The organism is Flavobacterium pectinovorum (genome assembly GCF_900142715.1).
In the GTDB taxonomy this organism is placed as follows: domain Bacteria; phylum Bacteroidota; class Bacteroidia; order Flavobacteriales; family Flavobacteriaceae; genus Flavobacterium; species Flavobacterium pectinovorum.
Genome location: NZ_FRBX01000004.1, coordinates 176,632 through 198,149, shown reverse-complemented (window position 1 = coordinate 198,149; position 21,518 = coordinate 176,632). Strand labels below are relative to the sequence as shown.

At 34.7% G+C, this 21,518-nt stretch carries 29 protein-coding genes; 5 read left to right on the top strand and 24 right to left on the bottom strand.

Annotated features, from left to right (window positions below; all coding sequences use genetic code 11):
- The 24 genes from rplO to rpsL all read right to left on the bottom strand — a co-directional run bounded on the left by rplO (position 1) and on the right by rpsL (position 12,684).
- Positions 1-453: a 50S ribosomal protein L15 gene (rplO, locus tag BUE22_RS14565; RefSeq protein WP_017495009.1), complete on the bottom strand. Its 453-nt coding sequence runs from the start codon at positions 451-453 to the stop codon at positions 1-3.
- A gap of 11 nt (positions 454-464) precedes the next feature.
- Positions 465-647, bottom strand: coding sequence for a 50S ribosomal protein L30 (rpmD, locus tag BUE22_RS14560; protein WP_017495010.1), 183 nt, complete (start codon positions 645-647; stop codon positions 465-467).
- Between the two features lie 12 nt (positions 648-659).
- Entirely contained in the window at positions 660-1,184 is a 525-nt protein-coding gene (rpsE, locus tag BUE22_RS14555; protein WP_085950926.1) for a 30S ribosomal protein S5, read from the bottom strand.
- 3 nt (positions 1,185-1,187) lie between these two features.
- Positions 1,188-1,538: a 50S ribosomal protein L18 gene (rplR, locus tag BUE22_RS14550; protein WP_042565878.1), complete on the bottom strand. Its 351-nt coding sequence runs from the start codon at positions 1,536-1,538 to the stop codon at positions 1,188-1,190.
- A gap of 11 nt (positions 1,539-1,549) precedes the next feature.
- The gene (gene rplF / locus BUE22_RS14545; protein WP_042565877.1) at positions 1,550-2,092 is read right to left on the bottom strand and encodes a 50S ribosomal protein L6; all 543 of its coding nucleotides are present in this window, start codon (positions 2,090-2,092) and stop codon (positions 1,550-1,552) included.
- An 18-nt stretch (positions 2,093-2,110) separates the two neighbouring features.
- Positions 2,111-2,509, bottom strand: a complete 399-nt coding sequence (rpsH, locus tag BUE22_RS14540; RefSeq protein WP_007803657.1) for a 30S ribosomal protein S8 — start codon at positions 2,507-2,509, stop codon at positions 2,111-2,113.
- A gap of 104 nt (positions 2,510-2,613) precedes the next feature.
- Complete coding sequence (gene rpsN, locus BUE22_RS14535) at positions 2,614-2,883, bottom strand: 30S ribosomal protein S14 (protein WP_007803655.1); 270 nt, start codon at positions 2,881-2,883, stop codon at positions 2,614-2,616.
- A gap of 3 nt (positions 2,884-2,886) precedes the next feature.
- Entirely contained in the window at positions 2,887-3,438 is a 552-nt protein-coding gene (rplE, locus tag BUE22_RS14530; protein ID WP_007803652.1) for a 50S ribosomal protein L5, read from the bottom strand.
- Between the two features lie 2 nt (positions 3,439-3,440).
- A complete protein-coding gene (rplX, locus tag BUE22_RS14525) occupies positions 3,441-3,755 on the bottom strand; it encodes a 50S ribosomal protein L24 (RefSeq protein WP_007803650.1) in 315 nt (104 codons plus the stop codon).
- A gap of 11 nt (positions 3,756-3,766) precedes the next feature.
- Positions 3,767-4,135, bottom strand: a complete 369-nt coding sequence (gene rplN / locus BUE22_RS14520) for a 50S ribosomal protein L14 (RefSeq protein WP_007803649.1) — start codon at positions 4,133-4,135, stop codon at positions 3,767-3,769.
- A 2-nt stretch (positions 4,136-4,137) separates the two neighbouring features.
- Positions 4,138-4,398, bottom strand: coding sequence for a 30S ribosomal protein S17 (gene rpsQ, locus BUE22_RS14515; protein WP_007803646.1), 261 nt, complete (start codon positions 4,396-4,398; stop codon positions 4,138-4,140).
- A gap of 17 nt (positions 4,399-4,415) precedes the next feature.
- Entirely contained in the window at positions 4,416-4,607 is a 192-nt protein-coding gene (rpmC, locus tag BUE22_RS14510; protein ID WP_007803639.1) for a 50S ribosomal protein L29, read from the bottom strand.
- 13 nt (positions 4,608-4,620) lie between these two features.
- Positions 4,621-5,046: a 50S ribosomal protein L16 gene (rplP, locus tag BUE22_RS14505; protein ID WP_007803637.1), complete on the bottom strand. Its 426-nt coding sequence runs from the start codon at positions 5,044-5,046 to the stop codon at positions 4,621-4,623.
- 19 nt (positions 5,047-5,065) lie between these two features.
- Positions 5,066-5,827, bottom strand: a complete 762-nt coding sequence (gene rpsC / locus BUE22_RS14500) for a 30S ribosomal protein S3 (protein WP_007803635.1) — start codon at positions 5,825-5,827, stop codon at positions 5,066-5,068.
- A gap of 5 nt (positions 5,828-5,832) precedes the next feature.
- Positions 5,833-6,246: a 50S ribosomal protein L22 gene (gene rplV, locus BUE22_RS14495; protein WP_007803631.1), complete on the bottom strand. Its 414-nt coding sequence runs from the start codon at positions 6,244-6,246 to the stop codon at positions 5,833-5,835.
- A 6-nt stretch (positions 6,247-6,252) separates the two neighbouring features.
- Positions 6,253-6,531 (bottom strand): 30S ribosomal protein S19, encoded by a 279-nt coding sequence (gene rpsS / locus BUE22_RS14490; RefSeq protein WP_012022488.1) that lies wholly within the window; start codon positions 6,529-6,531, stop codon positions 6,253-6,255.
- Positions 6,532-6,537: 6 nt separating this feature from the next.
- On the bottom strand, positions 6,538-7,362 hold the full coding sequence (rplB, locus tag BUE22_RS14485; protein ID WP_007803623.1) for a 50S ribosomal protein L2: 825 nt from the start codon (positions 7,360-7,362) through the stop codon (positions 6,538-6,540).
- A 9-nt stretch (positions 7,363-7,371) separates the two neighbouring features.
- Complete coding sequence (rplW, locus tag BUE22_RS14480; protein WP_007803621.1) at positions 7,372-7,662, bottom strand: 50S ribosomal protein L23; 291 nt, start codon at positions 7,660-7,662, stop codon at positions 7,372-7,374.
- Between the two features lie 7 nt (positions 7,663-7,669).
- On the bottom strand, positions 7,670-8,299 hold the full coding sequence (rplD, locus tag BUE22_RS14475; RefSeq protein ID WP_041516263.1) for a 50S ribosomal protein L4: 630 nt from the start codon (positions 8,297-8,299) through the stop codon (positions 7,670-7,672).
- Positions 8,299-8,916, bottom strand: a complete 618-nt coding sequence (rplC, locus tag BUE22_RS14470) for a 50S ribosomal protein L3 (protein WP_007803612.1) — start codon at positions 8,914-8,916, stop codon at positions 8,299-8,301. The genes rplD and rplC overlap by 1 nt, the downstream gene beginning before the upstream one ends.
- A gap of 401 nt (positions 8,917-9,317) precedes the next feature.
- Positions 9,318-9,623 (bottom strand): 30S ribosomal protein S10, encoded by a 306-nt coding sequence (rpsJ, locus tag BUE22_RS14465; RefSeq protein WP_007803605.1) that lies wholly within the window; start codon positions 9,621-9,623, stop codon positions 9,318-9,320.
- Between the two features lie 11 nt (positions 9,624-9,634).
- Positions 9,635-11,791: an elongation factor G gene (gene fusA, locus BUE22_RS14460; RefSeq protein ID WP_042565875.1), complete on the bottom strand. Its 2,157-nt coding sequence runs from the start codon at positions 11,789-11,791 to the stop codon at positions 9,635-9,637.
- Positions 11,792-11,801: 10 nt separating this feature from the next.
- Positions 11,802-12,278, bottom strand: a complete 477-nt coding sequence (gene rpsG, locus BUE22_RS14455) for a 30S ribosomal protein S7 (RefSeq protein WP_007803600.1) — start codon at positions 12,276-12,278, stop codon at positions 11,802-11,804.
- Positions 12,279-12,300: 22 nt separating this feature from the next.
- The gene (rpsL, locus tag BUE22_RS14450; RefSeq protein WP_007136570.1) at positions 12,301-12,684 is read right to left on the bottom strand and encodes a 30S ribosomal protein S12; all 384 of its coding nucleotides are present in this window, start codon (positions 12,682-12,684) and stop codon (positions 12,301-12,303) included.
- 168 nt (positions 12,685-12,852) lie between these two features.
- Between rpsL and BUE22_RS14445 the strand changes: the two genes are divergently transcribed.
- The 5 genes from BUE22_RS14445 to rlmB all read left to right on the top strand — a co-directional run bounded on the left by BUE22_RS14445 (position 12,853) and on the right by rlmB (position 21,483).
- Complete coding sequence (locus tag BUE22_RS14445) at positions 12,853-14,571, top strand: BamA/TamA family outer membrane protein (RefSeq protein WP_073395787.1); 1,719 nt, start codon at positions 12,853-12,855, stop codon at positions 14,569-14,571.
- A gap of 84 nt (positions 14,572-14,655) precedes the next feature.
- On the top strand, positions 14,656-17,910 hold the full coding sequence (locus tag BUE22_RS14440) for a SusC/RagA family TonB-linked outer membrane protein (protein WP_073395784.1): 3,255 nt from the start codon (positions 14,656-14,658) through the stop codon (positions 17,908-17,910).
- Positions 17,911-17,913: 3 nt separating this feature from the next.
- The gene (locus BUE22_RS14435; RefSeq protein WP_073395781.1) at positions 17,914-19,362 is read left to right on the top strand and encodes a SusD/RagB family nutrient-binding outer membrane lipoprotein; all 1,449 of its coding nucleotides are present in this window, start codon (positions 17,914-17,916) and stop codon (positions 19,360-19,362) included.
- A gap of 17 nt (positions 19,363-19,379) precedes the next feature.
- Positions 19,380-20,663, top strand: a complete 1,284-nt coding sequence (locus BUE22_RS14430; protein WP_073395778.1) for a hypothetical protein — start codon at positions 19,380-19,382, stop codon at positions 20,661-20,663.
- An 85-nt stretch (positions 20,664-20,748) separates the two neighbouring features.
- Positions 20,749-21,483 carry a 23S rRNA (guanosine(2251)-2'-O)-methyltransferase RlmB gene (gene rlmB / locus BUE22_RS14425; RefSeq protein WP_042565870.1) on the top strand — a complete coding sequence of 245 codons (735 nt, stop codon included), beginning with the start codon at positions 20,749-20,751 and terminating at the stop codon, positions 21,481-21,483.
- Positions 21,484-21,518: the final 35 nt, after the last annotated feature.

Here is a 21,518-nt window from a genome sequence, read left to right as displayed (position 1 = left end):
TTATATAGTTACAGCTTCTCCTCCAGCAGCTTCAATAGCAGCTTTAGCAGTAGCAGTAAATTTGTGGGCAGTTACTTTTAATTTTGCTTTCAATTCTCCTCTACCTAAAATCTTAACGATTTCATTTTTGGTAGCAAGACGATTTGCTACGAAATCTGTCATTGAAACAGAATCAGTAATCACACCATTGTCTACTAATAATTGAAGCGTATCTAAATTAACACCTTCGTATTCTTTACGATTGATGTTTGTGAAACCAAACTTAGGTACACGTCTTTGAAGTGGCATTTGCCCTCCCTCAAAACCAATCTTTTTAGAATAACCAGAACGAGATTTTGCTCCTTTGTGACCTCTTGCAGAAGTACCACCTTTTCCAGAACCTTCTCCTCTACCTAATCTTTTATTTTGATTGTGTGTTGACCCTTCAGCTGGTTGTAAGTTACTTAAATTCATAACAGTATTTGTTATTTAGCTTCTTCGACAGAAACTAAGTGTTTAACTTTGTTTATCATCCCAAGGATAGCAGGGTTTGAATCATGCTCTACAACTTGTCCCATTTTACGTAGACCTAAAGCTTCCAAACCTCTTTTTTGAGAAAGAGGACAGTTGATTTTGCTTCTTACTTGTTTTACTAATAATTTAGCCATAATTTCCTTGAATTAACCTTTAAAAACTTTTTCTAAAGAAACACCTCTTTGTTTTGCAACAGTATGAGCGCTTCTCATTTGTAATAAAGCATCAAAAGTTGCTTTCACTACGTTATGAGGATTTGATGATCCTTGAGATTTAGATAATACATCGTGAATACCTACTGATTCAAGAACTGAACGAACAGCTCCACCAGCAATAACTCCTGTACCATGAGAAGCAGGAATTAAGAATACACGTGCACCACCAAATTTACCTTTTTGTTCGTGAGGAACAGATTGTCCATTCAAAGGAATTTTTACTAAATTTTTCTTAGCATCTTCTACTGCTTTCGCAATTGCTTCAGAAACGTCTTTAGATTTTCCTAATCCGTGACCAACTACTCCGTTTTCATCACCTACAACTACAATAGCAGAAAAACCGAAAGCTCTACCACCCTTTGTAACTTTAGTAACACGATTAACACTTACCAGACGATCTTTAAGTTCAAGACCACTTGGTTTTACCAATTCTACATTTTTGTATTTAGACATAATATATTAGAATTTAAGTCCAGCCGCTCTTGCGCCTTCTGCTAATGATTTAATACGACCGTGATATAAATAACCACCTCTATCAAAAGTGATTGTATCAATCCCAGCTTTTAACGCTTTCTCTGCAACTAATTTTCCAACAGCAGCAGCGATTTCAACGTTAGTACCTTTTCCTATTTCTTTTTCTCTTGAAGATGCAGCTAATAAAGTAACTCCATTTACGTCATCAATAAGTTGAGCGTAAATTTCTTTGTTACTTCTAAATACAGATAGTCTTGGGTTAGTAGCAGTACCACTAATCGATTTTCTAATTCTGAATCTAATTCTCTGTCTTCTATCAGATTTTGTTAATGACATAATCTTATTTTTTAAGCTGATTTACCTGCTTTTCTTCTTAATACTTCACCCACAAATTTAACACCTTTTCCTTTGTACGGCTCAGGCTTACGGAAACCTCTGATTTTCGCAGCAACCTGTCCTAAAAGTTGTTTATCAAATGATGTTAATTTTACGATAGGGTTTTTACCTTTTTCAGATATTGTTTCTAATGCAACTTCCGGAGCAATTTCTAAAACAATATTGTGAGAATATCCAAGAGCTAAATCTAACTTTTGACCTTGGTTTGAAGCTCTATATCCAACTCCAACTAATTCAAGTTCTTTTGTAAAACCTTCAGATACACCAATTATCATATTATTGATTAATGATCTGTATAATCCGTGTTTTGCTCTTTGGTCTTTATGATCAGACGATCTTTCTAATAGAACTTGATCGCCTTCAACTTTTACAGTAATGTCCGAAAACTCCTGAGTTAGTTGACCTTTTTTTCCTTTTACCGTAACGATACCGTCTTTAACTTCAACAGTTACACCAGCAGCGATTACAATTGGGCTTTTACCTATTCTTGACATCTTATTTAGTCTTTAAAATTAGTATACGTAACAAATTACTTCACCACCTACATTTAATTGCTTAGCTTGTTTTCCAGTCATCAAACCTTTTGATGTAGAAACAATCGCAATTCCTAATCCGTTAAGGATTCTTGGTAATTTGGCAGCACCTGCGTATTTACGTAAACCAGGTTTACTAATTCTTTGGATATCTTTAATTACAGGCTCTTTAGTATCTTTATCATACTTCAAAGCGATTTTGATTGAACCCTGAACAGTGTTGTCCTCAAATTTGTAACTCAAGATATAACCTTGATCAAATAAGATCTTAGTTATTTCTTTTTTTAGATTAGAAGCTGGAATTTCAACAACTTTGTGGTTTGCAGCCACAGCGTTACGAACTCTAGTCAAATAATCTGCAATAGGATCTGTATACATATGTATTTGATTGCGATTATGGTTTTCGGGAGATACCCATCTCCCGAACCTTTAATCAATTAAAATTATTTTTTGGTTTGCAAAAGTACTAACTTATTGCGAGATTACCAAGACGCTTTTTTAACTCCAGGAATTAACCCATTATTAGCCATCTCACGGAAAGTTACACGTGAAATACCGAATTGACGGATATAACCTCTTGGTCTACCTGTTAACTTACAACGATTGTGCAAACGAACTGGTGAAGCATTTTTAGGTAATTTTTGTAAACCTTCAAAATCTCCAGCTTCTTTCAAAGCTTTTCTTTTCTCAGCATACTTTGCTACCGTTTTTTCTCTCTTAACCTCACGGGCTTTCATTGATTCTTTAGCCATGTCTTAATTCTTTTTAAAAGGTAATCCTAATTCAGCCAATAATGACTTTGCTTCCTTGTCTGTTTTTGCAGTAGTAACAAATGTAATATCCATTCCTGAAATTTTGTTTACTTTGTCAATATCAATTTCAGGGAAAATGATTTGCTCTAAAACTCCAAGATTGTAATTACCTCTTCCGTCGAAACCAGTAGCTTTGATACCACTAAAATCTCTAACGCGTGGTAAAGCAGAAGTAACAAGTCTATCTAAAAACTCATACATTCTTTCACCACGTAAAGTAACTTTTGCTCCAATAGGCATCCCTTTTCTCAATTTAAAAGACGCAACGTCTTTCTTTGAAATTGTAGATACTGCTTTTTGTCCAGTGATCTTTGTTAACTCATCAACTGCATAGTCAATAAGTTTTTTATCAGATACAGCTGCACCAACTCCACGGCTCAAAACGATTTTTTCAAGTTTTGGAACTTGCATCACGTTTGTATATCCGAATTCCTCTTTAAGAGCAGAGATTACTCTACTCTTATATTCTTCTTTTAGTCTAGGTGTATATGCCATTACTATAGTACTTGATTAGATTTTTTTGAAAATCTTACTTTCTTATCTCCTTCTACTCTAATACCAACTCTAGTTGTTTCCTTAGTTTTAGGATCAATTAGTGAAATGTTAGATATTTGTATAGAAGCTTCTTTCTTAACGATACCACCTTGAGGGTTTTTAGCACTTGGTTTTGTATGTTTCGAAACCATGTTTACACCTTCAACTATCGCTTTATTTTTCTCACGGTAAACACGTAAAACTTTACCTTCAGCACCTTTATGGTCTCCAGCAATAACTCTTACGATATCTCCTGATTTTATTTTTAGCTTTATCATCTTAAAACGAATTAAAGCACTTCTGGTGCTAATGATACAATTTTCATGAATTGTTTTTCACGAAGTTCTCTTGCTACCGGACCAAAAACACGAGTTCCTCTCATTTCCCCTGCAGCGTTCAAAAGAACACATGCATTATCATCGAAACGGATATAAGAACCATCAGCTCTTCTCACTTCTTTTTTGGTACGTACAACAACTGCAGTTGAAACAGCTCCTTTTTTAACGTTACCGTTAGGAGTTGCATCTTTAATAGATACTACAATCTTGTCACCAACAGAGGCATACCTTCTTTTGGTACCTCCTAAAACACGGATAGTTAAAACTTCTTTTGCTCCCGTGTTATCTGCTACTTTTAGTCTTGATTCCTGTTGTACCATAATTATTTAGCTCTTTCTAAGATTTCAACTAATCTCCAACATTTTGTTTTACTTAAAGGACGCGTTTCGCTAATTCTTACAGTATCTCCAATGTTACAGTCGTTTGTTTCGTCGTGTGCAACGTATTTCTTTGTTTTCAACACGAACTTACCGTATAATGGGTGTTTTACTTTTCTTACTTCAGCAATAACAATAGACTTATCCATTTTATTTGAAGTAACAACACCTATTCTTTCTTTTCTTAAATTTCTTTTTTCTTCCATCTTTCAGCAGAATACAATTATTGTAACTCTCTTTTAGTTAACTCTGTAGCTAATCTTGCAACTGTTCTTCTTACACTTCTAATCTGAAGTGGGTTCTCAATTGGAGAAATAGCGTGAGCCATTTTTAGGTCAGCATATATTTTCTTAGTTTGACTAAGTTTTTCTTGCAACTCCGCTGCAGAAAGATCTTTTATTTCTGATTGTTTCATAATATAAATTTAATTATGCTTCGAAATCTCTAGCAACGACGAATTTAGTTTTTACTGGAAGCTTTTGAGCTGCAAGACGTAAAGCCTCTTTTGCAACTGATAAAGGAACTCCTCCAACTTCAAACATAATTCTTCCGGGTTTAACAACGGCAGCCCAATATTCAACGGCACCTTTACCTTTACCCATACGTACCTCAAGAGGCTTCTTAGTAATTGGTTTGTCTGGAAATATTTTGATCCATAATTGTCCTTCTCTCTTCATGAAACGAGTTGCAGCAATACGCGCAGCTTCGATTTGACGAGACGTTAAGAACATTCCATCTTCATGTACAGATTTAATACCAAACATTCCATTAGAAAGTTCATGCCCTCTTTGAGAGTTACCTTTCATTTTACCTTTCTGTACCTTACGGTATTTTGTTCTTTTAGGCTGTAACATTTTTCTTTAGTTTAAAAATTTACTTTCTTTTACGAGCGTCTGGTTTACCACCTTTATTAAAGGGTTTTCTATCTCCTCTAGGAGAATCACCACCTTTACCACCACCAGTTCCAGATTGTTTTTTATCCATTCCTGCAAGTGGAGAAAGATCTCTCTTTCCATAAACTTCACCTTTCATGATCCATACTTTGATACCCATTCTACCATAAGTAGTATGAGCTTCAGCCAAAGCATAATCAATATCAGCTCTGAAAGTTGATAGAGGAATTCTACCTTCTTTGAAACCTTCCGAACGTGCCATCTCAGCTCCATTCAAACGACCAGAAATCAAAACTTTGATACCTTCAGCGTTCATACGCATAGAAGCAGCAATAGCCATTTTGATTGCACGTCTGTAAGAAATACGGCTTTCGATTTGACGAGCGATGCTTGTCGCCACAAGATAAGCATCTAATTCAGGTCTTTTAATTTCAAAGATGTTGATTTGAACCTCTTTGTCAGTAACTTTCTTAAGTTCTTCTTTTAACTTGTCTACCTCTTGTCCGCCTTTTCCGATAATGATACCAGGTCTTGCAGTAGTGATAGTAACGGTTACAAGTTTCAAAGTTCTCTCGATGATTACTTTTGATACACTAGCTTTTGATAAACGAGCGTGGATATACTTTCTGATTTTGTGATCTTCGGCAAGTTTATCACCGTAATCATTTCCACCATACCAGTTTGAGTCCCACCCTCTGATGATACCAAGTCTATTTCCAATTGGATTTGTCTTTTGTCCCATGCTGCTTAAGAATTGCTTTGTGTGTTATTGATAGCTCCAAGCACGATTGTTACGTGGTTAGAACGTTTTCTTATTCTGTGTGCACGACCTTGTGGAGCTGGACGAAGTCTTTTCAACATCATTCCACCATCTACTCTGATCTCTTTAACAAATAATCCAGCCTCTTCTAAATTACCTTCACTATTTTTTTGCTCCCAGTTATTGATTGCAGATAATAATAGTTTTTCTAATTTTCTTGAAGCTTCTTTAGAACTGAATCTTAAGATGTTAAGTGCTCTTTCTACCTTCTGACCTCTTACCAAGTCCGCTACTAAGCGCATTTTTCTAGGTGAAGTAGGGCAGTTATTCAATTTTGCGAAAGCAATAGACTTATTAGCCTCTTTTCTCGCATCTGCTGTTTCTCTTTTACGAACTCCCATTGCTTCTTATTTTTTACCTTTATTTTTTGCTCCAGCATGACCTCTAAAAGATCTAGTTGGTGAAAACTCTCCTAATTTGTGACCTACCATGTTTTCTGTTACGTAAACTGGTACAAATTGACGACCGTTATGAACTGCGATAGTTTGTCCAACGAAATCTGGAGTAATCATAGAAGCTCTAGACCAAGTCTTTACTACACTATTTTTACCACTTTCTACGTTTTCCTGAACTTTCTTGTCTAACTTATAATGAACGAAAGGTCCTTTTTTTAATGAACGTGCCATATCTTATTATTTCTTTCTACGTTCTACGATATACTTGTTACTCGGGTTTTTCTTAGAACGAGTTCTATAACCTTTTGCTGGTATTCCATTTCTTGAACGTGGATGTCCACCAGAAGAACGTCCTTCTCCACCACCCATTGGGTGATCAACAGGGTTCATTGCAACAGGTCTTGTTCTAGGTCTTCTTCCTAACCATCTTGTTCTACCTGCTTTACCAGATACAACTAATTGGTGGTCTGAATTAGAAACAGCTCCAATTGTAGCCGAACAAGTTAACAAGATTAATCTTGTTTCACCAGATGGCATTTTAATTGTAGCATATTTTCCATCTCTTGCCATTAATTGTGCAAATGTACCAGCTGAACGAGCGATTACCGCACCTTGACCTGGACGTAACTCAATACAAGAAATAACAGTTCCTAAAGGAATTCTGCTTAAAGGCAATGTATTACCAATTTCAGGTTGAGATTCTGGACCAGAAACTAATTTCTGACCAACTTTCAATCCGTTTTGCGCAATAACATATGTTTTCTCTCCATCAGCATAAGCTAATAAAGCGATAAATGCAGTACGATTTGGATCGTATTCGATTGATTTCACTGTAGCCGGAATTCCGTCTTTAGTTCTTTTGAAATCAATAATACGATATCTCTGCTTGTGACCACCACCCGTATAACGCATGGTCATCTTTCCTTGACTATTTCTACCTCCAGAGTTTTTTATCGGCGCTATCAAAGAGCGTTCCGGCTTATCAGTTGTAATGGCGTCATAACCATTCACAACTCTAAATCGCTGACCTGGGGTAATAGGTTTTAATTTTCTTACTGACATTTTTCTATCTTAGATATTGTTGTAAAAATCAATTGTTTCTCCTTCTTGTACTTGAACAATCGCTTTTTTAATTGCATTTGTCTTTCCACTGATTAAACCACTTTTAGTGTATTTTGTAGTTCTATCCGGTCTTACGTTCATCGTGTTAACTGAAACGATAGTTACTCCATAAGCAGCTTCAATAGCTTTCTTAATTTGAACTTTGTTTGCTTTTTTGTCAACAACGAATCCGAAGCGGTTTAAAACTTCACTTTCTTTGGTTACTTTTTCCGTTACTATAGGTCTAATTATGATGCTCATATTCCTATTATTTACTTAAATTTTCTTCGATTAACTCCAAAGAACCTTCTAAAAGCACTAAATTATTAGTGTTTAAAATAGCGTAAGTGCTTAATTCTGAGCTAGTTACGACATTAGAAGCCTTTAAATTGCGTGACGACAAATATACATTTTTATTTGACTCTCCCAACACAAATAGAGATTTTTTGTTATCTAACCCTAAAGCTTTCAAAACGTTAATGAAATTTTTAGTGTTTGGAGTTTCAAAATTAAAGTCCTCAAGAACGATAATATTTGACTCTTTTGCTTTGATTGAGAAAGCTGATTTTCTTGCCAATCTTTTCAAGCTTTTATTCAATTTAAATGAATAACTTCTTGGTCTTGGTCCGAAAATTGTTCCACCACCTTTAAACAATGGATTTTTGATACTTCCCGCACGAGCTGTACCAGTTCCTTTTTGTTTTTTAATCTTACGTGTACTTCCAGTCACTTCAGCTCTTTCTTTAGCTTTGTGAGTTCCTTGTCTTTGATTAGCAAGATATTGCTTAACATCAAGGTATACAGCGTGATTGTTTGGTTCAATTGCGAATACTGAATCAGAAAGTTGAACTTTTCTTCCAGTATCTTTTCCGTTGAAATCTAATACTTTTACTTCCATTACTTCTGAATGATTACATAAGAGTTTTTATGTCCAGGAACACATCCTTTAATAACAAGCAGGTTCTTTTCAGCAACCACTTTTAAAACTCTAAGGTTTTGAACTTTTACATTGTCTCCTCCCATTCTTCCAGCCATACGCATTCCTTTGAATACTCTAGATGGATAAGAAGAAGCTCCCACAGAACCTGGCGCTCTTAAACGGTTGTGTTGACCGTGAGTTGCTTGTCCAACACCACCAAATCCGTGACGTTTAACAACCCCTTGAAAACCTTTACCTTTAGATACACCTTGTACATCTACAAATTCTCCTTCAGCAAAAATAGAAACATCAATAAGATCTCCTAATTTTTGTTCAGTTGCAAAATCTTGAAATTCAACGACTTTTTTCTTAGCAACAGTTCCAGCTTTTTTAAAGTGACCTAAAGCCGCTTTAGTGGAATGTTTCTCGTTTTTGTCATCGAAACCAAGTTGCAACGCTTCGTACCCGTCAACACCTTTGGTTCTGACTTGGGTAACAACACACGGGCCAGCCTCGATTACTGTACAAGGAATGTTTTTCCCGTTTTCGTCGAAAATACTAGTCATGCCGATTTTTTTACCAATTAACCCAGACATAAATATTAATTATTAATTACTAAAATTCCCTTCAATTTGAAAATAACAGAAATTTCCAAACAGGGAGTGCAAAAGTATACATTAAAATTGAATATACCAAACGGTTATAAAAATTAAATAGCTCATAATCAAAATCAAAGCATCAATCTGAGCATCACCTATATTTTATTTCATTAAAAAAATAAAATCTATCTTTTTAACCCACAACAACATTCAGCTTAACAATTACCTAATCAGCTAAAGAAAAAACATCGGTAACACCCTAAACTCAAGGCATTTCAACAAAAACAGAAATAATTCACCAAAATAAATATCTCGGAAAATTAGCCATGAAAACTTTTGTCCACAAAAAAAGCGAGACATTTCTGTCTCGCTTTTTATATGTAAAATATAATAAAAAATTATACTTTTATTTCTACTTCAACTCCACTTGGCAATTCAAGTTTCATTAATGCATCAATAGTTTTAGATGAGGATGAATAAATATCAATCAATCTCTTGTATGACATTACTTCAAATTGCTCTCTCGCTTTTTTGTTAACGTGTGGAGAACGTAACACAGTGAAAAGTTTTTTGTGAGTTGGCAACGGAATTGGACCTGTTACAACTGCTCCAGTAGTTTTTACTGTTTTTACGATCTTTTCAGCAGACTTATCCACCAACATGTGATCGTAAGATTTTAGTTTTATTCTGATTTTTTGACTCATTTTCTTAAGAATTAAGCGTTACCTTTTGCTTTTTTAATTACAGCTTCTGAAATATTAGAAGGTGTTTCTGCATAGTGAGAAAACTCCATTGTTGAAGTTGCTCTACCAGAAGATAATGTTCTTAATGTTGTTACATATCCAAACATTTCTGATAAAGGCACATCAGCTTTAATAGTCTTAGCACCGTTTCTGTCACCCATGTCATTAACCTGACCTCTACGACGGTTGATATCACCTACGATATCCCCCATGTTTTCTTCAGGAGTAATAACCTCCATTTTCATGATTGGTTCCAAAATAATCGCACCAGCAGCTTTAGCCACTTCTCTATAACCCATTCTAGCAGCTAATTCAAAAGAAAGAGCATCAGAATCGACAGGGTGGAAAGATCCATCCGTCAAAGTTACTTTTAAACTATCCACTTGATAACCTGCCAATGGACCAGTTTTCATAGCTTCACGGAAACCTTTTTCTACAGAAGGGATATATTCCTTAGGAACGTTACCACCTTTTACTGCATTAATAAACTGTAATCCTACAGGAACCTTACCATCAACTTCGTCAGCTGGCTCAAGTGTAAATACGATATCACCGAATTTACCACGACCTCCTGATTGTTTCTTATAAGTTTCTCTATGTGTAGCAGTTCTTGTAAACGCTTCTTTATATTCAACTTGAGGTTCACCTTGATTAACTTCAACTTTAAATTCACGTTTCATACGATCTACCAAGATATCTAAGTGAAGCTCACCCATACCAGAGATAATAGTTTGCCCTGAAGCCTCATCCGTTCTAACAGTAAATGTTGGATCTTCTTCAGCTAATTTAGCCAAAGCCATACCCATTTTATCAACGTCAGCTTTAGTTTTAGGCTCAATTGCAATACCAATTACCGGCGCAGGGAATTTCATAGACTCAAGAATGATTGGGTGTTTTTCATCACACAATGTATCTCCAGTTTTAATATCTTTAAATCCAACAGCAGCTCCAATATCTCCAGCCTCAATATATTCGATTGGATTTTGTTTGTTAGCGTGCATTTGGTAAATACGAGAAATTCTTTCTTTATTTCCTGAACGTGTGTTCAAAACATAAGAACCTGCATCTAAACGACCAGAATAAGCACGGAAGAAAGCTAAACGACCTACGAATGGGTCAGTAGCAATTTTAAATGCCAAAGCAGCAAATGGCTCTTTTACATCTGGCTTACGCAAGATTTTAGTTTGATCTTCTTCTAACAACTCAGCATCATCAGGATGAATTCCTTCTATACCTTCTTTATCCATTGGAGAAGGCAAGTATTTACATACCGCATCCAACATGAATTGAACTCCTTTGTTTTTGAAAGAAGAACCAGCAATCATAGGAATGATAGCCATGTCCATAGTTGCAGCTCTAAGAGCGTTGTTGATTTCTTCTTCTGTGATAGAATCTGGATTCTCCATATACTTATCAAGCAAGTTTTCATCATAGTCAGCAACTGCTTCAATAAGGATATCTCTGTACTCTTTAACTTCAGCAACCATATCAGCAGGAATTTCAACAATATCAAAAGTCGCCCCTTGAGTTGCATCATGCCAAATGATAGCTTGGTTTTTTACTAAATCCACAACACCTTTGAAATCATTTTCTTCACCAATTGGCAAAGTGATCGCAACAGCATTTGACTTCAACATATCACGAACTTGTTGACAAACTGCCAAAAAGTTAGATCCTTGACGGTCCATTTTATTAACGAATCCCATACGTGGAACTCTATATTGATCTGCAAGTCTCCAGTTAGTTTCTGATTGCGGCTCAACACCATCAACAGCACTAAACAAGAAAACCAATCCATCAAGAACACGCAAAGAACGATTTACCTCTACAGTAAAATCAACGTGTCCAGGAGTATCAATAATATTAAAGTGATAAGGCAATGAGTTTGGTAAAATTTTACCTTGCTCAGTTGGAAAATTCCACTCACAAGTTGTAGCAGCAGAAGTAATTGTAATACCTCTTTCTTGCTCTTGTGCCATCCAGTCCATTGTTGCAGCACCATCATGTACTTCACCAATTTTATGTGACTTTCCAGTATAAAAAAGGATACGCTCAGTTGTTGTTGTTTTACCAGCATCAATGTGAGCAGCAATTCCGATATTTCTTGTATATTTTAAATCTCTAGCCATTTCTTACGAATTAAAATCTAAAGTGAGAGAAAGCTTTATTAGCCTCTGCCATCTTGTGAGTATCCATTCTTTTCTTAACCGCAGCACCTTCTTCTTTAGCAGCAGCTAAACATTCTGACGCTAAACGTTGTGCCATAGATTTTTCATTTCTTCTTCTAGAATAAAGTATCAACCACTTCATTGCCATAGAAATTTTTCTGTCTGGTCTAATTTGCATTGGAATTTGAAATGTAGCTCCACCTACTCTACGACTACGCACTTCTACGTGAGGCATAACGTTTGTTAAAGCATCTTTCCAAATTTCTAATGAAGATTTTTCTGAATCTTGCTTTTTAGACTCAATGATGTCAATTGCATCATAAAATACTTTGAAAGCTGTAGATTTCTTACCGTCCCACATTAAGTTATTCACAAAACGTGTTACCAATTGGTCGTTAAACCTCGGATCTGGTAAAAGTGGTCTTTTCTTTGCCGCTCTTTTTCTCATGTCTTTTTCTTAAAAGTTTAAATTACTTTTTTGCTTCTTTTGGGCGTTTAGCACCGTACTTAGATCTTCTTTGCGTTCTTCCTGCAACTCCTGACGTGTCAAGCGCTCCACGAACGATATGATATCTAACACCTGGTAAATCTTTTACCCTTCCACCTCTAACTAATACTATCGAGTGCTCTTGTAAATTGTGTCCTTCTCCAGGGATGTAAGCATTCACCTCATTACCATTTGTCAAACGTACACGCGCAACTTTACGCATTGCAGAGTTTGGTTTTTTTGGTGTAGTAGTGTAAACACGCGTACAAACCCCTCTTCTTTGAGGACAAGAATCTAAAGCAACCGATTTACTCTTCTTAGTTATCTGAGTTCTTCCTGTTCTTACTAATTGTTGAATTGTTGGCATAATTAATACTAAAAATTTATTATGTATATTAAATTCCCGCTTTTTACGGGGTTGCAAATGTATAAAATAATTTTCACTATACAAACGTTAATTCATTAATTTTCAATAACATTATTTAAGCTTAAACTTTTACAAACAAATAATAGATATTTGCAATACTTTTAATAAATGAAACAATTGCCCTTGAAACAGTTATTCCAAATATTTATCTTTTACCTTATAAGCATCTCAGGTTATGCACAAAACTTTAATTTAAAAATAAACGGCACAAACACAGTTGAAAATAAAATTATTGATTCGTTAAATTATTCCACAAAACATCCAAATCTAAAATCCTTATTTGACGAGATAAAAAACACTTCAGAAAAGCTCTCAAAAAAAGGCTTTCTTGATAATAAAATTCTAGAAACCAAAAACATAAACGACAGCTCTTACACCTCAATTATTGAACTAAAAAACAAAATAAAAGAGATACATATATATATAGGTATAAATAATCCGTTTTTTAATTTTCAAAAACCAGAAAATGATACCATAATTCTTCCTTACGAAGAAGTAGAAAACTATCTCAACCAAAAGATAAATGATGCGGAAAAAGCCGGTTACGCACTAACAAAAATTAATCTTGAAAATATTCGAAGAAAGAATTTAATAATTTATGCTGACTTAAATTTTAAATCCGAAAAAAAACGCGAACTAAATTCCATTATTCTAAATTATGCAAATAACACAGGTAAGGATATTTTTCCCAAAGGTCATCTAAAACAACTTAATAAAAAATACATCAACAGGACTTTTAATCAGGAAACGGTAAAAGAACTTTACAATGAAATAAATAATTTTGAATTCATAACTCAGACAAAATATCCCGAAATTCTATTCACTCAGGACTCAACCAAAATCTACGCATATATTCAAAAAAGAAAAGCAAACACATTTGATGGCTATATCGGTTTTTCGAATGACGAAAACAAAAAGCTAAATCTCAATGGTTATGTTGATATTACTTTACAAAACATAATTCATTCAGGAGAAGAGTTTTCATTGTACTGGAAAAGTGACGGTAACCAACAAAAAACTTTCAATACAAAATTAGAAATCCCATACATCTTTAACTCGTCACTTGGAATCAAAGCTCAATTAAACATCTTTAAACAAGACAGTACTTTTCAAAATACAAAAACAGCTATTGATTTAGGATACTTTGTAAATTACAATTCCAGAATATATGTTGGTTATCAATCAACAGAATCAAGCGATATTCAAAATACAAATAACACAACAATCAGTGACTATAAAAATTCATACATCACTACTTCTTTCGATTATAAAAAAACAGATATTACTAATAATTTATTTCCCAAAAAAGCAGTTCTAAATTTCATTTTTGGTTATGGAAAAAGAGACACAAACAACAATCCGGAAACCGCTGAATCAAGCAAACAGTTTTACACAAACTTAAACTTATCATACAATTTTGAACTAAACGAAAAGAATTTCATTAACATAAATTCACAAAATTTTTATCTTAACAGTAAAAATTACATTTCAAACGAATTATTTCGTTTTGGAGGAATGAATTCAATTCGAGGTTTTTTAGAAAATAGTTTGCAAGCAAATTTCAACGCTTTAATTCTTACAGAATACAGATATATTCTCTCAAAAAGTCTATATGTTCATTCTATTATTGATTATGGTCTATATCAAGACCTCACAACTAATACCAATCAAAATAAAATAAAAAAATTAATAGGAATTGGAATTGGAACCGGAATACAAACGGCAAATGGTTTATTAAAAATTACTCTTACAAATGGAGCAGAAAACGCAAGTGAACTACAATTATATAACACTATCATAAACATATGTTATAATGTTAAATTTTAATGTTTAACAAAAAAAGATTTTTATTTATTAGGAAAGTTAACAAATTATTAAGAGTTTTGCGATACTAATTCAAAATATTTAAAAATGAAACTAAAGTTCAATGGATTCTTAGTGCTTTTATTAGTACTAGTGGCGCAACTAACTTTTGCGCAAGAAAGAGCTGTTTCAGGAATTGTTACTGATAATGCAGGTATGCCTTTGCCAGGTGTAAGTGTATTAGTGAAAGGAACAAAATCCGGAACGCAAACTGATTTTGATGGTAAATATTCTATCAAAGCATCAACAAGCCAAATTTTGGTATTTAGCTACATCGGGATGAAAACTCAAGAAGTAGCTGCAAGTTCATCAAGCGTTAATGTAAAATTAGCAGGAGATGCACAAGAACTTGAAGGTGTTGTAGTAACAACAGCTTTAGGTGTTAAAAGAGAGAAAAAATCTCTTGGTTATGCAACTCAGGAATTAAAAGGAGGAGATTTAAAATCTGGAACTTCAAGTGGAAACTTCTTAAATGAGCTTTCTGGTAAAGTTGCGGGTGTTAACGTTAGAAGAAACACCAACTTTGGTGGATCTACAAGTGCTATCTCTCGTGGTGTTAAAGCTATCAACCAAAGTAATGAGATGCTTATCGTTATTGATGGTATGCCAATTAACAATGCAAACAATACTAATGACGGTACTACAGCTCAATCTAGAGGAGCTCAAGGTTATGACTACGGAAATAATGGTATGGATATTAACCCAGAAGATATCGAAAGTGTGAACGTATTGAAAGGTGCTGCTGCATCTGCATTATACGGATACTTAGCTGGTAACGGGGTATTAATGATTACTACTAAAAAAGGTAGAGCTAAAAAAGGTCTTGGAATTACTGTTTCTTCTGAAGTAGTTTCTGGTTCACCAGACAAAGATACTTTCGTTAAATACCAAAAACAATATGGTGGTGGTTACGGAGGTTCTTTTGGAGAGCAAGATTTAGACGGAGACGGTATTCCTGAAACTGTAGTTGCTATGGGAGACGATGCTTCTGTAGGAGATGCTTTTGATCCTACATTGAATGTTTACCAATGGGATGCTTTTTCAAACTATCCTGGAAACAATAATTACGGTAAAGCAACTCCATGGACAGGTGCTAAAAACGATCCAAACGCATTCTTTAAAAATTCTTTATCATTAGTAAACAGTATCTCATTTGAAGATGCTAACGAAAAAACTAATTTAGTTTTCAACTATTCAAATACTAATCAAACAGGTATTTTACCAAATAGTGAATTAAAGAAAAACAACTTCAGTTTAAAATTAAATCACCAATTTACTGACAGATTATCTCTTAGTACTTTTGCTAACTTCTCTAATCAGGCTACTACAGGTAGAAACATGACTGGATATAGCGACAACTTAGTATCTGGTTTCCGTCAATGGTGGCAAACAAACGTAGACTTGAAACAATTAGAGCAAGCCTACAATGCTTCTGGTGGACAAAACATTACATGGAACAGACTTTCTGCTTCTAATGGTTTCCCTGCATACTGGAACAACCCTTATTTTGACCGTTACAAAAACTATCAAAATGATAGCAGAAACCGTTTCGTAGGTTATGCTAACTTTACTTATAAAATTGCTGAATGGGTTTCTGCAACTGCAAAAATCTCTACAGATTCATATTCTGAAATTCGTGAAGAAAGATTAGCTGTTGGTTCAGTTGGTAAAACTTTCGGTATTAACGCATTCAACGAAACTTCAGGTTACCAACGTTACAACGGTAACTATTCTGAACAAAACTATGATTTGTTATTGAACTTCAAAAAGAACTTCGGTGAAAACTGGAACTTAACTGGAGTTGCCGGTGGAACTGTAAGAAGAAACTATTTCAATCAAATTACTGCTTCAACTGAAGGTGGACTTATCATCCCAGGACTTTATAGCTTAGATAATTCAGTTTCTGGTAGCCCTTTCCCTTACGAAAGAGAAACTAAAACTGGAGTAAACAGTTACTTCGTTTCTGCTTCTGTTGGATTTATGGATCAATTTTTCGTTGATGCTACATCAAGAAGAGATGCTTTCTCTCAATTACCAGAAGGAAACAACTCATTATTCAGTAACTCTGTTTCAGGTAGCTGGGTTTTCACTAAAAACATTAATGCTAGCTGGTTAACATTTGGTAAATTAAGAGGAGGTTACTCTGAAAGCCCACTTGGAACTCCAACATTGGCTTTAGTTGATACATATGAAAAAATCAACTCTTTCAATGGACAACAACAATACTCTGTAAACATTACAAAAAACAATCCAGACTTAGAGCCAATTAAAACTAAAACACAGGAGATTGGTCTTGAGATGCAATTCTTAAACAAAAGAGTTGGATTTGACGTGAGTTTATACAAAAACGTGAATGATGGTGAGGCTATTCCTGTACCTTATTCTACAGCTACTGGTAACTCAACTCGTTACGTAAATGCTGCTACAATTGAAAACAAAGGTATCGAGGTTCAATTTAATGCTACTCCAATCAAAACAAATAACTTTGCTTGGGATATTACTGTAAACTGGTCTAAAAATGACAATACTGTAACAGCATTAGCTGATGGTGTATCTAACTTACAAGTTGGTGGTTCATACCCTGGAGGTGTAACATTAAATGCTGTAGTTGGACAACCTTTTGGAATCTTAAAAGGAACAGATTACACTTACACTGATGATGGTCAAAAAGTGATCAACCCAGCAACAGGAAGATACGTAATCAACACATCTACAAACAACATTATTGGAGATATTAACCCTGATTGGATTGGTGGTCTTCGTAATAAATTCACATACAAAAGTCTTTCTTTCAGTTTCTTAATTGACATGAAAAAAGGAGGAGATATTTTCTCTACTGACCAATGGTATGGTGTAGGAACAGGTTTATCTGAATCTACAGTAGGTAACAACGATTTAGGTCTTCCTAAAAGAAATACTTTAGCTAATGGTGGTGGTGTGATCCTTCCTGGTGTTTACGCTGATGGAACTCCAAACACTACTAGAACTGCTTATTCTACTGGTGGTGCTATTACTAACGCATATTCTAACGGTCCAAGAAGTCAATACGTTTATGATGCTGGCTTTATCAAATTAAGAGAAGTACAAATTACTTATACTTTACCATCTTCATTAGTACAAAAAATAAAATTAGTTGATGCAAAAATCTCACTAGTTGGATCTAACTTATGGATAATCGATAAAGATCTTCCAGAAGCTGACCCGGAAAGTGGATTAGGATCTAACATTGGATCTTCAGGTTTATCTATCGGATCTTTACCAACCACTAGAAACATTGGTTGCAACTTAACAATAAAATTCTAAGCTATGAAAAATAGACTTCTTATACTAATACCGCTTTTATCTTTGTTTGCATCATGTAGTGATGACATTACAGGATTAAATACGGACACAAAACGTCCAACCTATACTGAAGCTAATTACCTATTTACTAATGCAGAACATGCAATGGTAGACCAGGTAACAAGTACTTCTGTAAACTTTAATGTTTTTAGATTATTCGCTCAACAATGGACTGAAGTTCAGTACCCACAAGAAAGTCAATACGACCTTACAGGACGTACTATTCCTGACACTCACTGGGCTACTTACTATCGTGATGTATTGAGAGATTATAAAGAAGCTAAAAATATTTTACTTGATCAACAAGCTGGTGCTACACCAGAAGATTTAGCTGTTATCAACAATAAAATTGCTATTATTGATATCTTAACTGCTTATTCTTATGGAATTTTAGTTGATACTTTTGGAGATGTTCCTTATACAGAAGCTCTGGATATTGTTGCTTTTCCTCAACCTAAATATGATGATGCTCAAACAATTTACAAAGATCTTATTGTAAAATTAACTGCTGCATCACATGCATTAGATACTGACGCAGGTAGCTTTGGTGATGCTGATTTAATTTACCACGGAGACGCAGCATCATGGACAAGATTTGCTAATTCATTACGTTTAAGAATGGCAATTAATATGGATGATGTTGATCATGCATATGCTACTACTGAAGCTGCAGCTGCTGTTGCTGATGGTTTAATTACTTCAAGTGCACAAGGGACTTATATGACTTATGCTGCAACTCAACCAAATGCTAACCCATTATATGTTGATTTAGTTGCATCTGGACGTTTTGACTTTTTACCAGCAGATACATTTGTAAACAGATTAAATGCCCTTAGCGACCCTAGAAGACCTAAATATTTCACTGAATTTAACGGAACATACAAAGGTGGAGTTTATGGTGCATTAAACGTTTATGACAATTATTCTCACTTAACTCCTACAATACAAGATCCAACTTATCCTGGAGTATTGTTTACTTATTCAGAAGTTCAGTTTTTATTAGCTGAGGCTGTTGAGAGAGGATTAGTTGGCGGAACTGCTGCAGATCATTACAACGCTGCTATTACTGCATCTCTACAAGATTGGGGTGTAGCTGCTGCTGATATTTCAGCTTATTTAGCAAGAACTGATGTAGCCTATGCTACTGCTGCAGGAACTTGGAAACAAAAAATTGGAGAACAATCTTGGATTTCTTTCTTCAATAGAGGTTTTGAAGCATGGACAAATTACAGAAGATTGGATTTTCCTGCTTTACAGGTACCAGCTGTAACTTACGGTGATATCACTGCTGTTCCAAAACGTTATTCATATCCTAACAGAGAGCAAACACTTAATTCTGCAAGTTTAGAAGCTGCCGTTGCTAAATTGGGTAATAACGCAGTTACTACTAAAATCTTCTGGGATAAATTCTAATACTTAATAATACAAATATGAAAAAATATATAAAACAAATTGCTACGTTCGCATTAATTGCAGCTATGGCATCTTGTTCATCTGATGATGATGTAGATTACACATCCGTGGGAGGTAATGCAGTACCAAAGGCGTCAATTACACGTTTGGATACAAACTTTAACCTACCTATTACACTTTATACAAAAGAAGGTGTTACGGCTACAAAAATTGAGATTTACCAAAATGCAGCAAAAACAACTGCAGATCCAACAGTACTTGGAGCTAAAGTTTCTGACGCTACTATAGGAACTGATGGAACAGCTACATTCAATACTTCTACATTAGGCAGTTTTGATGTATTTCCTGTAACTGCTAATGGAGTTACTACGCTAACAGGTAAAACTGGAGTATTTAACTTGGTTGTTGTTTCAACTTATTCTGATGGTTCAAAAACACAAGCTATTTATACTCTTACTGTAGGAAAAGGAATTGTTTGGAAAGTTCTTGATGCTGATGGTTTACCTAAAACAACTAACGCAACAAGTGGAGTTAGCAGTGTAGGCTACTTAGATCCAGCGCCAGTTAACATTTATTATGCAACTGTAAAAAATGGTACAACTGTAATAGATAAAGTAGATGCTGAATGGTCTTTCGATGATGGTGTTACTTTTTCTGCAATTCCAGGATTAGTACCTTCAAAAACTACGCAAACTATCAACTTAGCTGATTTAGATTATGTAGGTGCAGGAGTACAAGCTGATGATGAAGTAGTCTTCAGATTCACTGTAACATCTGGTACACAAACAGATGCAATTACTACTAAAATCGTGTATTCTGATCAGATTTTTGACGCTGCTAAAGGTGGTAGTCTTTCTAATTCTGATACTACTAGTCAATTTAGTTTTGCAGATGGATTAAACTACGATAGTGCTGGTACAGCAAATGCTGAAATCACATTCGTAGCACCATTTGGATTCAAAAGAACTAGTGACGATGTTAGAATTTTGTTTGTTAGAACTCCACTAGATTTTGATGCTACGAATTTATTTGAAGCTGAAGCTGCATTTAATAGTGGTGTTAAAGTATCACAAGTAACTGGTTTAAATACTAATGAGACTGTTCTATACAAAGTTACTAGAAATGTAAACTTAGGAACCACAGCAAAACCTGATTTCCAAGACGTAACATACTATGGATTAATAAAAATCACAGATCATGTTGCTGGTACAACTAGCCAAAAATTATCATTCTCTTACGAAGAGGGAGTATTATATCAAGAGCCTGAAACAACTCCGGTTGTTATCAACCCAGCTCCTTAAATAAAAACATTCTTCACAGAATTAAAACCACCGGCACATGCTGGTGGTTTTTTTTTTATATAAACATTATACCTATATTTGCTTCATGGAAAAAGAACATCAAATATTTGGAATTAGAGCCATTATAGAAGCAATTCAGGCAGGAAAAGAAGTAGACAAAGTATTCATCCAAAAAGAAATTTCTGGAGAATTAATGAAAGATTTAATGAAAGTGATGAAACGCGCTAACATTAATTTCTCCTATGTTCCTGTAGAAAAATTAAACAGGTTAACTCCAAATAACCATCAAGGGGCTGTTGCAACAATCTCACCAATAGGTTTTATTGATTTAGAACACCTTGTGGAATCGACTATCGAATCTGGTGCAAAACCATTATTTTTAATATTAGATCAAATTTCTGATGCGCGTAATTTCGGTGCTATCATCAGAACTGCTGAATGTACTGGTGTAAATGGAATCATTGTTCAAAAAGCAGGTTCTGCTCCTGTAAACGGAGACACAGTTAAAACCTCTGCGGGTGCAGTTTTCAATGTTCCGATTTGTAAAGTTGAACATATTAAAGATGCCATATTCTATTTACAAGGTTCCGGAATCAAAACTATAGCAGCCACTGAAAAAACAGATCAAAACATCTATGATTTATCTTTGAATGAGCCATTAGCAATTATTATGGGATCAGAAGACAGAGGTATAAATCCTTCTGTACTAAAAATTGTTGATGAAAAAGCAAAGCTGCCAATGTTTGGCACAATTGGATCATTAAATGTATCAGTTGCTTGTGGAGCATTTTTATATGAAACTGTACGTCAAAGAAGTTAAAATTGATTTAGAATTTAAGATGCCAAAATAAATAT